Origin of the sequence: Fontivita pretiosa (assembly GCF_050410795.1) — a bacterium.
Lineage (GTDB): Bacteria > Planctomycetota > Phycisphaerae > Tepidisphaerales > Tepidisphaeraceae > Fontivita > Fontivita pretiosa.
This window is the reverse complement of the sequence record NZ_CP191258.1, coordinates 4231159-4243475: the sequence shown is the minus strand read 5'-3', so window position 1 is coordinate 4243475 and position 12317 is coordinate 4231159. Positions and strand designations below refer to the sequence as shown.

Below are 12317 nucleotides of genomic sequence, written 5' to 3'. Positions count from 1 at the left end.
GCGCCAGCTTGCGGGCGCGGGTATGAACTGGGTCCGAGAAAATTTTTCTTCGCGTGCAACCTTTGTTAAGGTCTTGGTTGTCCGTTGATAGCGGGGTATACTGGCAATGCAGGAGAGGCAGAGAATGCACCAGCAGCTACATCAGCCCGCCACAACAGCGGGACAAAGCGGGTCCCAGCCACCAGCGGCCAGTCTGAATGTTTCCACAAGTCTTTGCCCCAGCGGGCGCATGCCCGCGCGATGGCATGCGCAACTGGGTCTGCTGGCGGCGGCGGGGGTGTTCGTGGTGGCGTTCTCGATTGTGCTGGCAGGCAGCCTGGAAAGACCCAATGATCGAGTTGGCAGGCCCGGAACCGTCGCGCCGGGATTTCGCCTGCCCGATCTGGATGGGCGTTTCGTGTCCCTTTCATCGATGCAGGGCAAGGTGGTGGTGGTTTGCTTTGCCCCGCCGCCCGGGCAGGATCATTCCGCTGAGGCCGAGGACGCGCCTGACGCAAGGCGGCTGGGAGAACTGGCCAAGCGATACACATCCAGCGGCGCGGTGAAGCTGGTGTCGGTTTACAGCAACATCGACCATCAGGATCGCGAGCAGGTTCGTGGCGTTCGCCAGCGCAGCGCCGTGGCCGGGTCTGATTGCATCACGCTGCTCGATCCGATCGGGATGATCGCCCGTCGCTATGCCATCGACAGCACCCCCACGTTTGTATTGATCGATTCGGCGGGTGTGATCCGCTATCGCGGCGGGATCGACGACGCCTCGCCCGACGCGCCTCTGGCCGCCACGTCGTTCACCAACATGATCGACCTGCTTCTGGCCGAGCGTCCGCTGAGCTCCTCGCGTGCGACAAGTCCGCCTGCGGTGCTGAGCAAAATCCGCTGAACGGCCAGGACGTTGGCTGGGGAACAACATGGTACAATCCCCGCATGCACGTGGTCATTTTCGAGGGCATTCGCTGGGATTCGTTCATACCGCTGTCACTGAGCAAGCCGACGTTCATGCTGCCGTGCGGGATGGGCACGCTGCTGGACAAGCAGATTGAACTGCTGCAACCGACGCGGCTGACATTGTGGGTGAGGCCCGAGCTTGCTGAGTTCTGTCGCAATTACGTCCTGCCTGCGCTGAAGATACCCGCCGCCGTCAATCAGCCGCTTGACGCCCAGCCGGCCCTGATCACCACCGGACGAACCCTGCATCTTGCGAAGTTCGAGATACCTGAAGGTCCGGCGGCGGTAATCGAGGAAGGCGACCTGGTGCGCTTCGCCCACGTGACGGACATGGCCGGGCTCTCGCACGAGGACGTGTTGAGCCGATCCGAGCGTTGGCTGACGCTGCTGGAGCTGCCCCGCACGATACCCCAGGCGCGATACATCGATCACGTGTGGGATCTTGTAAGCTGGAACGAAGAGGCGCTGGTGGCTGACTTCGTGCGTTTTCGCGGCACCAGCCAGAAGCTGAACGATGGTCCGTGGCATTTGACAGGCGAGCGGGAGAACATCGTCGTCGCCCCCGGCGCCAAACTCGGACCAGGGTGTGTGCTGGACGCCTCCAGGGGTCCGGTGGTGGTGGATGCCGGCGCGACCATCGGAGCCAACGCCGTTCTGGAAGGGCCGTGCTACATCGGGCAATACAGCTACGTTCGACCGGTGTCGCTGATCCGCTCCGGCACGACGATCGGAGCGATGTGCCGTGTCGGCGGGGAAATCTCCAATTCGATCATCAGCCCATACTCCAATAAAGCCCACGATGGATATCTGGGCGACAGCATTGTGGGATCGTGGGTGAACCTCGGCGCCGCCACGACCACCAGCAATCTCAAGAACACCTACGGCGAGGTCACGCTGCAGATCGGCGGGCGCAAGGTGCAAACCGGCCGCCGGCGGCTGGGGTCGATCATTGGCGACCACACCAAGACCGCGATAGGCACACGGCTGAATACCGGCAGCTACATCGGCGCCTGCTGCCAGCTTGCCGGGTCGGGGCTGGCGCCCAAGTTTGTGCCCAGTTTCAGTTTCTGGACGGATCAGGGCATGCAGAAATATCAACTGGACAAGGCGATCGAGGTGGCCCGGCGTGCCATGGAGCGCCGGGACAGGCCGCTTGGCTCGACGGACGAAGCAATTCTACGCTATATTGAGCAGATCGCTCCGCAGGTGGAGCGTTAGGGGCACAGCCCGCGGGCTGTAAGGAGTCCAACCTGTTTCATGCCGATATTGGCCCTATGCAAAGCACGTTGCCGCAGGTTATGAAACCGGTCATGGAGTTGGTCGGAGAGCACGGTCAACGGACCGATTTTTCGTGCAGTTCAATCGTGGAAGTGGCGGCGGTGACCGGGGCGGCGTCGGGGATCGGGCGCGCCTTCGCCACCGCGCTGGCGCAGCGGGGACATCGGCTGCTGTTGATCGACCGCGCCGGCAAGCGACTGCGAGAGGTCGCCGACGAATTGGCGCAGCTCAATCCGCTGGATTCCCGATCAGTTGCCAGTCTGGTTGTGGACCTTGGCGATGCGGATGCGCCGCTGCGGGTTCTGCAATTCTGTCACCACCACCGGCTGCGCGTGCATACGCTGGTGAACTGCGCCGGAGTGGGCGCCAGGGTGCCGTTTTCACGGCAATCGCTTCGCTCGATTCAACAGACGCTGGATGTCAACGTGCGCAGCCTCGTGGCGCTGACACGACTGCTGCTGCCTCGCATGATCCGCAAAGGCCGGGGCACGATCATCAATGTCTCCTCGATCGCCGCGTTTGAACCCGAGGCGGGTATGGTCGCCTACACCGCCAGCAAAGCGTTTGTCCAGAGCTTTACCGAGGCGTTGTCGCGCGAGCTGGTCGGGACCGGCGTGGACGTGTTCGCCGTCTGCCCGGGCGTGACGCGCACGCCGTTCCTGGCGGCGGCGGGGCTGAGCGAGCAGGAGATTCCCCCTACCGCACAGACTCCCGAGCAGGTCGTCGAAGAAGCCATGCGCGGAATCGACCGCAAATGGACAGTGATCGTAACGGGCCGGCCCAACCGCATCCGCATCTGGGCGCAGCGGGTCACGTTGCGCTCGGCAGCGCGAACAGTTCTGCATGTGGCGCGCAGGTTGCGCCTCTGGTAGGCCCGCTGCCCTGGCGTGCACCGCATCCACAGGTACGGCGGCACGCGCTCAACTTCGCCTCACGCCTCCCCAGGCCCATGTCGTCGCGTCAGCGCCGGGGCTGTCGGCATGGCAGGTCCCGCGAAGCTGGTCGCCTTCCACCGTGCAGCGAAAGCGAATCGCCGGCAACAGATGCTGCGGATGCCACAGTGCGAAGCTCAGTCGATCGGCTTCGATCCGTCCTTCCACCAGGTACACCCGCTGACCGTTCAGTTGCGCGCTGCCCGAGACCCGTTGAAACCGGCGTTGCAGCTCCAGCACCATGTGTCGCCGACGTCCGTTGGAACGCGAAATGTAACAGCTCCAGGTTCCCTGCACCCAGGCGGGAATGATCCACTTGTACAGCGTGCGATGATAAATGACCAACTGCTCGTCGGCAGACCATTCCTTCATGTCAAAGTTGTTGGAGATGACGCGCGCGCCGGGACGAAGCTCGAACAGCAGTTTGGGGCGAAGCCTGATGTTGATTCCGGGCAGAAGATACAGGGTCACGACCGTCGCGTCGCGCAAATCCACGTCGAAGAAGCTGGCGCGCAGGAAGCTGACGCGAGCGGTCAGTCCGGCCCGGCGGGCATTGTCCTGGGCTTCATGGATCCGCTGAAGGTCGATGTCCACTCCCACGCCGCGCGCCCCGCGACGCGCCGCCGCCAGCACGATTCGCCCGTCTCCGCAACCCAGGTCATATACGACGTCCTTCTCGTTCACCCCCGCCAGTTCCAGCATCGCCTCGACGACTTTCTCATCCGAGGGAACATACGGCACATCCCGCACGGGCTGCGGACGATGGAGCTGGATGGCGCGGCTGCCGGCCGCGCGCGACGAAGCATCGGAAACGGCCAGGGCGGTACTGCTCATGGCGATAAGTGTACCCTTTGGCAGCGGGAAGTTGAGTATCGAAATTGGCCGTCTGGCAAGATGTCCCACTTGCTCGGCGCGCCTGCACCTTCGCAGGACACAACGCACTTGCCAGAAGAAGCTTCAGCGGGGAAAGTGTCGCCCGCCCCCGGCATGGCCTGGCCGATGGGCTGCCGCCGCGCCGGGTAAGCCGACATGGAACAAGCACTGAAAAACCGTCTGACGTTCGGCTCGATGATGCTGGCGGGGCTGCTGCTGTTGTTGTGGGTGGACCACGCGGTGCAGGTCTGGACGCGGCAGCTCGGCTGGAATCACCTGCGCGCGCCCGACGGCCCGCCCGCGGGCATCGCCGGTGTCGGGCTGCTGGTGCTACTGCTGATCGTGCTGCCCCCGGCCACGCTGGAGCTGGCCACTCTCTTTGCCGCCGAACGCGTCCAGCCCTACCGCTTTATCTCCGCGATTGGCTCGGGACTGCTGGTGGTCCACGCCTTCTGCATGCAGTTTCGCAAGTTCCAGCTCTACAGCACTTCGGCGCTGGCGTTCATCATCGTGTTCACCATGCTCTTTGCAGCGCTTCGACGCGCCTGGATTCGGCAGACGCACGAAGCGATCACTCACATGGCCGGGACCGTGCTGGCAACGCTGTATCTTGGCGGGCTGGCGTGGTTTCTGATGGCGCTGCGAGTCAAGCAGTCCTACCGCCCCGACCGCTACAGCGGCTCGACGATGATCATCGTGATGATCCTGCTGGTGGTGAAGTTCACCGACGTCGGCGCGTACTTTGGCGGACGGGCATTCGGGCGGCACAAGCTGATCCCCTGGCTCAGTCCCGGCAAAACCTGGGAGGGACTGCTGTGCGGGCTGCTGACCGCCGCGGGCGTGGGCGCGGTCTGCGCCAGCTTCATCAATCCCCCCAGCTTTCACCTGGACTGGTGGAAAGGCGCGATCTTCGGGGTCGTCATCGGCGGAATCGGTCAGCTCGGCGACCTGCTCGAATCGCTCATCAAGCGCGACGCGGAGGTCAAGGACTCCGGCAATCTGATCCCGGGTTTCGGTGGTGTGCTGGATGTGATCGACAGCCCTCTGCTGGCCGCCCCGTTCGCGTACCTGATGTTCAGCCTGTTCTGAGGGCCGAATGCCCGATGCCGAATGAATCATTCAGGCAGGCATCAGGCGCCGCGCATTTGGCATTGGGCATTTCTCTGCTTTACGATTCGGGCCATGAGTTGGGAAGCGTTCCGTCTCACTAGCCGTTCGCCGAAGGAGCTGCTGCACACGCTGGGACCGCACGGAGTAGATCACCTGATCCGCCAGGCGCTGGATGCCCTGTGGCGCGAGTATGACCCGGAGAATCGCACGTTCGAAAACGTCCGCCGGCGGGCGGAGGAAGTCTTCGACCGCAACATGAAGGTGTGGGAGTCGATCAAGAAACCCTCGCCGCAGGCGTTTTTTGAGAACCTGCTGCCCTATCCGGCGGACGGATTCATCCGCCAGGCAATGGTGCTGTGCTGGATGATGATGCCGCGCAGCGGCGGGCGCAAACTGAGCGATGTCCGCAAGATCATCACCGAAATCTACAACCGGAACATCCAGGCCTGGGAGCAGGACAATGACTTTTTCGCCCACGGACGCCGCAGACCAGCCAGCGCCAGCAGGAAGCGGGCATCGGCGGCCAGAACCGCCAGGTCCAAGCCCGGGAAGAAAACGGACACCCGCAGAAAAAAGTGAGTCGCCCCAATGAAGTACATCGACCCCCACATCCATTGCATCAGTCGCACAACCGACGACTATCTGTACATGGCCCGGGCGGGCGTGGTGGCGGTCTCCGAGCCGGCGTTCTGGGCCGGCTTTGACCGCTCCTCCGCCGCCAGCTTTTACGACTACTTCCGCCACCTGGTCGATCACGAGCCTCGCCGCGCGGCACGCTACGGCATTCAGCACTACTCCTGGCTGTGCATCAACGCCAAGGAGGCGGAAAACGTCTCGCTCTCACGCGAGGTAATCAAGCTTATCCCGCAGTTTCTGGACCGGCCGACCGTACTGGGCATCGGGGAGATCGGGCTGAACAAGAACACCCGCAATGAGATCACGATCTTTGAAGAGCAGGTGGACCTGGCGGCACGGACGGATCAGCTCATCCTCATCCACACGCCTCATCTGGAAGACAAGCACAAGGGCACCAGCATCATCGTCGATATTCTCAAGAACGATCGGCGAATTCGCCCGCAGCGGGTGCTGATCGACCACTGTGAGGAACACACCATCCGACTTGCGCGGGACAATGGCTTTTGGGCGGGGCTGACGGTCTATCCCGTGACCAAGGTCACGCCGCAGCGCGCCGCCGACATCCTGGAGCAGTTCGGCCCGCAGATGATCATGGTCAACAGCGCCGCGGACTGGGGCGAATCCAGCCCCAGCATGCTCACCGACACGTGCCTGGAGTTTCTCAGCCGCGGGCACAGCGAGCGCGAGGCGATCGAGATCTTCTTCAACAACCCCTGCCGTTTCTTCGGGCAGTGTCAGAAATGGAAGATTCCGGCAATCGAGATGCTATAAGCGACCCCGCGGCCGCGCTACGCCGCGTCGCAGCGAAGCGCAGCCGCAGGATCTCCATCTAAACGCACCCAAAAACCTCTACTTGACCAACCCCTCTTTCCTGGCCATCAACACCAGCAGGTCCATCACCCGGTTGCTGTAGCCCCACTCATTGTCGTACCAGGCGATGAGCTTGAAGAAGTTGCTGTTCAGCTCGATGCCGGCGCCGGCATCGAAGATGCTGGATCGCGGATCGGTGATGAAGTCGCTGCTGACCACCTCGTCTTCCGTGTAGCCGAGGATCCCCTTCAGCTCGCCCTCGCTGGCGGCCTTCATCGCGGCGCAGATCTCCTTGTAGCTGGTGGCCTTCTCGGTACGGACGGTCAGGTCCACGGCGCTGACGTCCATCGTGGGGATGCGGAACGCCATGCCGGTGAGCTTGCCTTTCAGCGCCGGCATGGCCAGCGCGACGGCCTTGGCGGCGCCGGTGCTCGACGGGATCGCATTCATGTAGGCGTTCCGACCGCCGCGCCAATCTTTCTTGCTGGGGCCGTCCTGCGTCGGCTGCGTCGCGGTCACCGCATGGATCGTCGTCATCAATCCCTCGACAATCCCGAATTTCTCGTGCACCACCTTGGCCAGCGGCGCCAGGCAGTTGGTCGTGCAGCTCGCGTTGGAGACGATCTTGTGTTTGGCCGGATCGTACGTGTTTTCGTTCACGCCGATGACGATCGTCGGCACCGTCTCCGGGCTTTTGGTAGGTGCGGTGATGATGACCCGCTTGGCGCCGGCGGTCAGGTGCTTGGCGGCGTTCTCCTGGTCCGTGAACAAACCTGTCGATTCCACCACGTAATCCGCCTGAACCTGCTTCCACGGCAGCGCCGCCGGGTCCTTCACGCTGAAGCAGGGAATCTCCCGGCCATTGACCACCAGCGTCTTTTCGTCCTTGGCGTGGACCTGTCCCTCGAATCGCCCGTGCACGGTGTCATACTTGAGCAGGTAAGCCAGATTGTCCGCGGGCACCAGATCGTTGATCCCGACGAACTGGAGGTCGGGGTTGTTCACCGATGCGCGGAACACAAGCCTGCCGATGCGTCCGAATCCGTTAATGCCGACTTTCACAGCCATAGGAAGATCTCCCTGATCGTGCGGCGCGAAGCGCCCGCAGGCCGCCCGCGCGCGATCGTTTGTGGTTCTCGTCACACAGCACCGCGAGGACTTCGGGCACGCGCGTCGCGTACCCGCGCCGAGTCAGCCAAAGGTAGAGACGCTCCTGTGAGCTGTCAAGGAATCCCACGACCAACCCGCGCCGCAGCTCAGAATTCGCCGGCTGGTCGTTCTCCGGGGGGACTCGCCGGCCGGCGAGACACCTTCCACTCGATCAGCGAACCGTCGATGTTCACCTGGCTCAGATCCACCCATTGCCGCTCGGCGTGCAGGTAAAGCCTGTATTGCAGCGCATCCAGCGCCGTTTCGACGGCGCGAAGCTCCTGCGAGGCCGCTTCGCTGAGGCGCTTCTCATCGTCGTCGGCGTGCATCAGCAGCGACCAGTTGCCAAACAGTGCCGCGAACTCTGAAAACCCTTCGCTGGGCGAAAACTCCCCGAAGCCCCAGGAGTCGGCGGCGGATTTGACAAGGACCTGTCCAACATCCTTGCCGTTGATGAACAGCCGAGCGGTCGCAGCAGTTGCAGGCATCAGTCCAGACATTAGGATCGCCTCAAAGGAGATGCTATGCAAGCCGTCGCGTCCGCGATCCTGATGTTTTCAGTGCTGTTTCCCGCCAAGACGTGGTTTTCGCCCGATCAGCCCATCACTGTCGAGGTGCGCGCCGATCAGCCGGTGATGCTGATGCTGCTGGACTTTCTGGGCAAGCCGCTTGAGCCCAGACAGCCCGCGCAGTTTCCCGCCGGACAGACCACCGTGAACCTGCGCGACCACTGGCAGCAATTGCAGGTTCCCGGAACCTACCTGCTTCTGGCCGTGCCGCAGGGAGCTGCGCCGGCACAGTTTCTGGGCACGCCACTGGTCATCCAGGTGCGAGAGGACAAGCGTCGCGACGCTCCTCCCGGGCCGATGGTCATCAAGGTCGAGCCGCTGAGCTACGCGGTCATCAGCACCGACCACGGCGAGATGACCGTGATGTTCTACTACGACGTGGCCCCGAATACAGTGGCTAACTTCATCAGCCTGGCGCAGGGCGGCTACTACGACGGTCTGAGCTTCCACCGGATCGTGCCCGGGTTCGTGATTCAGGGCGGGGATCCGCGCGGCGACGGCACCGGCGGGCCTGGATATCACATCGAGGCCGAGTTCAGCAACCGCGAGCATCGCGAGGGCGTGCTGTCGATGGCCCGCCAGGGCGACCCGATCGAACGGCAAGGCGTGATGCCCCGTCCCGAAGCCGCCAACAGCGCCGGCAGCCAGTTCTTCATCTGCCTGGACTACGCGCGCACGCGGCAGCTCGACGGACGCTACACCGCGTTTGGCAAAGTTGTCCAGGGATTTGAGGTCTCGCAGGAGATCGCCAAAACGCCGATCGCCGATCCGGAGACCGGCCGGCCGCAGACGCCCCAGATCATCCGCGCCGTGCGTATTCTGCCCGTGACGCGCGACAACAACCCCTACGCCCAGATGTTGAATCTCTCGCCAGTCGCGACGACTTCGCCGGCGGCGACAGCCTCGCCCGCGGCGACAACCTCGCCGGCGGCGACAGCCTCGCCGGCGGGACCGTGACCGCGGCTGTGGCGTCGCCCGGCACGGCGGGGAGCGGAACATGCAAAGCGCCCGGGTCGATGTGTCGGTGCCCAGGGTCCGACTTGACGGGCGCGCCATGCACGACGAAGCTAAACTTGGCAGGCATCTATGCAAGACAAAGTAAGAGTTGGCGTCATCGGATGCGGGGCGATCAGCGGGGCATACCTCGGAATGGCGGCGAATTTCCCGATCCTTCAGATCGCCGCCTGCGCGGACCTGGACATGAGCCGCGCCAAAGCGGCCGCAGAGAAATATCAGATCCCCAAAGCCTGTACGGTGGATGAGATGCTGGCCGATGACTCGATCGAGATCGTCCTGAACCTGACGGTTCCCAAGGCGCATGTGCCGATCGGGCTGCGCGCGATCGAAGCGGGAAAACACACGTACAGCGAAAAACCACTGGGCATCGACCGCGAGGAGGGCCGGCGACTGATCATGGCGGCACGGGGCCGACAGGTGCGCGTCGGCTGCGCGCCCGACACGTTCATGGGCGCCGGGCTGCAAACGGCGCGGAAGCTCATCGACGACGGAGCGATCGGCCGGCCCGTCGCGTTCACCGCCTTCATGATGTGTCCCGGCCATGAAAGCTGGCATCCCAACCCCGAATTCTATTACGAGCCGGGCGGCGGGCCGATGTTCGACATGGGGCCGTATTACCTGACGGCTCTGTTGAATCTGCTGGGTCCGGTCAGGCGAATCAGCGGGATGGCCACGATCGCCATTCCGCAGCGCACCATCACCCACACCGACCGCACGACCGGCGCACCCGGACCGAAGTTTGGCAAGAAGATCAAAGTCGAGACGCCCGACCACATCTGCGGCATGATCGAATTCGCCAATGGCTGCGCCGGCACGATCGTCACCAGCTTCGCCACGCGATTTGCCACCTATGACGGCGCGCAACCCATCACCATCTACGGCACGGAGGGAACGCTGCGAGTGCCCGATCCCAACCGCTTCGACGGGCCGGTGCACCTCCGCCGAAACACCGACGCCGACTGGACTCAAATCCCCCCGGCATTCGTCCAGGGCTATGGTCGCGCGGTGGGACTTGCGGACATGGCGGCGGCGATACGCTCGGGACGGGCGCATCGCGCCAGCGGCGACCAGGCCTTCGCCGTGCTCGACCTCATGCAGGGCTTTCTGGACAGTTCCGAACAGGGCGCCACGTATTCGCCGACCGTCGCCTACACCCGCCCGAGCCCCATGCGTGCGGATCTGCCCTTCGGCATCCTGGACGACTGACCGCCTGCCAGATCCTGTGCCCATGCTCGATCTTCCTCGATCCTGCCCATGAGACAGCTTCGACCATTTCTGCTGATGCTGTTGCTGCTGGGACTGTTCGGCGTGTTCCTGATCTGGCCGATCGTGCAGGTGGTGCAGGTCGGATTCTTCGGCATCGACGGGCAGGGTTTTACGCTCGATTACGTCAAGGCGATCTTCCAGGATCACTCGCTTCGCCGCGGCCTGCTCAACAGCGCCATGATCGCCGTCAGCGTAACCGCGCTGTGCACGCTGATCGCCGTGCCACTGGCGATGATGTCCGTGCGACTGGATTTTTGGGGCAGAAGCCTGGTCACCGGACTGGTGCTCGTGCCGCTGATCCTCCCGCCGTTCGTCGGCGCCATCGGCATGCGACAGATCCTCGGTCGCTTCGGCATGCTCACCAGTATCGCCCAGCAGCTTGGCCTGGCCCCGCCGGGCGCCCCGATCGACTGGATCGGAACGGCGCGCGTCTTTGGTATCGTGCTTGTCGAGGCCCTGAGCCTGTATCCGATCATGTTCCTCAACGTCAGCGCGGCGCTGGCGAACCTGGACCCGGCGATGGAGCAGGCCGCCGCCAATCTCGGTGCTTCCCGATGGCGGGTCTTCCGAAAAATCACGTTGCCGCTGATGCGGCCCGGGCTTTTCGCCGGCGGCACGATCGTGCTGATCTGGAGCTTCACCGAGCTGGGCACGCCGCTCATGTTCGATTTCTATCAGGTCACGCCCGTCCAGATCTTTCACCGCATCACGCAGATCAGCGGCAATCCCGTGCCCTACGCGCTGGTCGTTGTGATGCTGCTGGCCAGCGTCCTGCTGTACATCGTGGGCAAGTTCATTCTCGGCCGGCGGCAGGATGCGGCGGTGGCCAAGGCGAGCATTCAATCGGCGCCGCGGCGGCTGGGTCCGCTGGCGAGCATTCCCGTGCTGGCGCCGTTCCTGATCGTGGGCGGGCTGGCGCTGCTCCCGCATCTGGGCGTGGTTCTCATGAGCTTCAGCGGGGTGGGCGCGTGGTATCAATCCGCCCTGCCCAGCGTCTTCACGCTGGAGCATTACCGCAACGGACTGACGCACCCGCTGACGCTGCCCAGCGTCCAGAACAGCATCTTTTTCGCCAGCGGAAGCATGATTCTCGACGTGGTGCTGGGACTGTTGATCGCCTGGCTGCTGGTGCGCACGACCCTGCCCGGACGCCAGATACTCGACAGCCTGGCCATGCTCCCACTGGCGGTGCCGGGGCTGGTGCTGGCGTTCGGATATCTGGCCATCAGCATCAAGCTACAGGCGTGGTTCAAGGACACGAAGTGGCTGCGCGATCTGGTTGATGTGACGCAGAACCCGACGTTGCTGCTGGTGGTGGCCTACGCCATGCGACGCCTGCCCTACGTCGTTCGCAGCGCCGTGGCCGGGTTGGAGCAGACGCCGGTGGACCTGGAGCTGGCGGCGAGGAACCTGGGCGCCTCGAGCCTGACGACGATCCGGCGAATCACCGTGCCGCTGATCAGCGCCAACCTGATCGCCGGCGGGCTGCTCGCCTTCGCCTTCGCCATGCTCGAAGTCAGCGATTCGCTGCTTCTGGCGCAGCGCGAATCGCACTGGCCGATCACCAAGGCGATCTACGAGCTTTACCAGCGCCTGGGCGACGGGCCCTACATCGCCAGCGCCCTGGGCGTGTGGGCGATGCTCATCCTCACGCTCACGATCCTCTCGGCCAACGCGCTGCTGGGCCGCCGGATGGGCGCACTGTTCCGCGTCTGATCTTGCCCGGGGGCAG

12 protein-coding genes are annotated in these 12317 nt (G+C 63.7%); 9 read left to right on the top strand and 3 right to left on the bottom strand.

Translation table 11 applies throughout. The features are described from left to right. Positions 1 to 229 precede the first annotated feature (229 nt). From ACQS5P_RS17175 to ACQS5P_RS17165, 3 genes are all read left to right on the top strand, one after another. Positions 230 to 880, top strand: coding sequence for a TlpA family protein disulfide reductase (locus ACQS5P_RS17175; protein ID WP_428937847.1), 651 nt, complete (start codon positions 230 to 232; stop codon positions 878 to 880). Between the two features lie 44 nt (positions 881 to 924). Beyond that, complete coding sequence (locus tag ACQS5P_RS17170; protein ID WP_428937846.1) at positions 925 to 2163, top strand: putative sugar nucleotidyl transferase; 1239 nt, start codon at positions 925 to 927, stop codon at positions 2161 to 2163. Between the two features lie 92 nt (positions 2164 to 2255). Continuing rightward, entirely contained in the window at positions 2256 to 3095 is an 840-nt protein-coding gene (locus ACQS5P_RS17165; RefSeq protein ID WP_428937845.1) for an SDR family NAD(P)-dependent oxidoreductase, read from the top strand. Positions 3096 to 3143: 48 nt separating this feature from the next. Here the strand turns inward: ACQS5P_RS17165 and ACQS5P_RS17160 are convergent, their stop codons facing one another. Beyond that, on the bottom strand, positions 3144 to 3989 hold the full coding sequence (locus tag ACQS5P_RS17160) for a class I SAM-dependent methyltransferase (RefSeq protein ID WP_428937844.1): 846 nt from the start codon (positions 3987 to 3989) through the stop codon (positions 3144 to 3146). A gap of 195 nt (positions 3990 to 4184) precedes the next feature. Between ACQS5P_RS17160 and ACQS5P_RS17155 the strand changes: the two genes are divergently transcribed. The 3 genes from ACQS5P_RS17155 to ACQS5P_RS17145 all read left to right on the top strand — a co-directional run bounded on the left by ACQS5P_RS17155 (position 4185) and on the right by ACQS5P_RS17145 (position 6545). After that, positions 4185 to 5117: a phosphatidate cytidylyltransferase gene (locus ACQS5P_RS17155; RefSeq protein WP_428937843.1), complete on the top strand. Its 933-nt coding sequence runs from the start codon at positions 4185 to 4187 to the stop codon at positions 5115 to 5117. Between the two features lie 93 nt (positions 5118 to 5210). Continuing rightward, positions 5211 to 5717 (top strand): hypothetical protein, encoded by a 507-nt coding sequence (locus ACQS5P_RS17150; RefSeq protein ID WP_428937842.1) that lies wholly within the window; start codon positions 5211 to 5213, stop codon positions 5715 to 5717. Positions 5718 to 5726: 9 nt separating this feature from the next. Continuing rightward, positions 5727 to 6545 carry a TatD family hydrolase gene (locus ACQS5P_RS17145; RefSeq protein ID WP_428937841.1) on the top strand — a complete coding sequence of 273 codons (819 nt, stop codon included), beginning with the start codon at positions 5727 to 5729 and terminating at the stop codon, positions 6543 to 6545. Between the two features lie 78 nt (positions 6546 to 6623). Here ACQS5P_RS17145 and gap read toward each other — a convergent pair whose 3' ends face one another. Both gap and ACQS5P_RS17135 read right to left on the bottom strand, forming a co-directional pair. Beyond that, complete coding sequence (gene gap, locus ACQS5P_RS17140; protein ID WP_428937840.1) at positions 6624 to 7652, bottom strand: type I glyceraldehyde-3-phosphate dehydrogenase; 1029 nt, start codon at positions 7650 to 7652, stop codon at positions 6624 to 6626. A gap of 188 nt (positions 7653 to 7840) precedes the next feature. Then, entirely contained in the window at positions 7841 to 8221 is a 381-nt protein-coding gene (locus ACQS5P_RS17135; RefSeq protein WP_428937839.1) for a hypothetical protein, read from the bottom strand. 36 nt (positions 8222 to 8257) lie between these two features. Between ACQS5P_RS17135 and ACQS5P_RS17130 the strand changes: the two genes are divergently transcribed. The 3 genes from ACQS5P_RS17130 to ACQS5P_RS17120 all read left to right on the top strand — a co-directional run bounded on the left by ACQS5P_RS17130 (position 8258) and on the right by ACQS5P_RS17120 (position 12301). Continuing rightward, positions 8258 to 9259 carry a peptidylprolyl isomerase gene (locus ACQS5P_RS17130; RefSeq protein WP_428937838.1) on the top strand — a complete coding sequence of 334 codons (1002 nt, stop codon included), beginning with the start codon at positions 8258 to 8260 and terminating at the stop codon, positions 9257 to 9259. A 129-nt stretch (positions 9260 to 9388) separates the two neighbouring features. After that, entirely contained in the window at positions 9389 to 10525 is a 1137-nt protein-coding gene (locus ACQS5P_RS17125) for a Gfo/Idh/MocA family protein (protein WP_428937837.1), read from the top strand. Between the two features lie 48 nt (positions 10526 to 10573). Further along, entirely contained in the window at positions 10574 to 12301 is a 1728-nt protein-coding gene (locus tag ACQS5P_RS17120) for an ABC transporter permease (protein WP_428937836.1), read from the top strand. Positions 12302 to 12317: the final 16 nt, after the last annotated feature.

Bases quoted from the DNA above. Each gene is read 5' to 3' on its own strand.
- ACQS5P_RS17175 (WP_428937847.1), top strand. From the start codon at position 230: ATGCCCGCGCGATGGCATGCGCAACTGGGTCTGCTGGCGGCGGCGGGG.
- ACQS5P_RS17170 (WP_428937846.1), top strand. From the start codon at position 925: ATGCACGTGGTCATTTTCGAGGGCATTCGCTGGGATTCGTTCATACCG.
- ACQS5P_RS17165 (WP_428937845.1), top strand. From the start codon at position 2,256: ATGGAGTTGGTCGGAGAGCACGGTCAACGGACCGATTTTTCGTGCAGT.
- ACQS5P_RS17160 (WP_428937844.1), bottom strand. From the start codon at position 3,989: ATGAGCAGTACCGCCCTGGCCGTTTCCGATGCTTCGTCGCGCGCGGCC.
- ACQS5P_RS17155 (WP_428937843.1), top strand. From the start codon at position 4,185: ATGGAACAAGCACTGAAAAACCGTCTGACGTTCGGCTCGATGATGCTG.
- ACQS5P_RS17150 (WP_428937842.1), top strand. From the start codon at position 5,211: ATGAGTTGGGAAGCGTTCCGTCTCACTAGCCGTTCGCCGAAGGAGCTG.
- ACQS5P_RS17145 (WP_428937841.1), top strand. From the start codon at position 5,727: ATGAAGTACATCGACCCCCACATCCATTGCATCAGTCGCACAACCGAC.
- gap (WP_428937840.1), bottom strand. From the start codon at position 7,652: ATGGCTGTGAAAGTCGGCATTAACGGATTCGGACGCATCGGCAGGCTT.
- ACQS5P_RS17135 (WP_428937839.1), bottom strand. From the start codon at position 8,221: ATGCCTGCAACTGCTGCGACCGCTCGGCTGTTCATCAACGGCAAGGAT.
- ACQS5P_RS17130 (WP_428937838.1), top strand. From the start codon at position 8,258: ATGCAAGCCGTCGCGTCCGCGATCCTGATGTTTTCAGTGCTGTTTCCC.
- ACQS5P_RS17125 (WP_428937837.1), top strand. From the start codon at position 9,389: ATGCAAGACAAAGTAAGAGTTGGCGTCATCGGATGCGGGGCGATCAGC.
- ACQS5P_RS17120 (WP_428937836.1), top strand. From the start codon at position 10,574: ATGAGACAGCTTCGACCATTTCTGCTGATGCTGTTGCTGCTGGGACTG.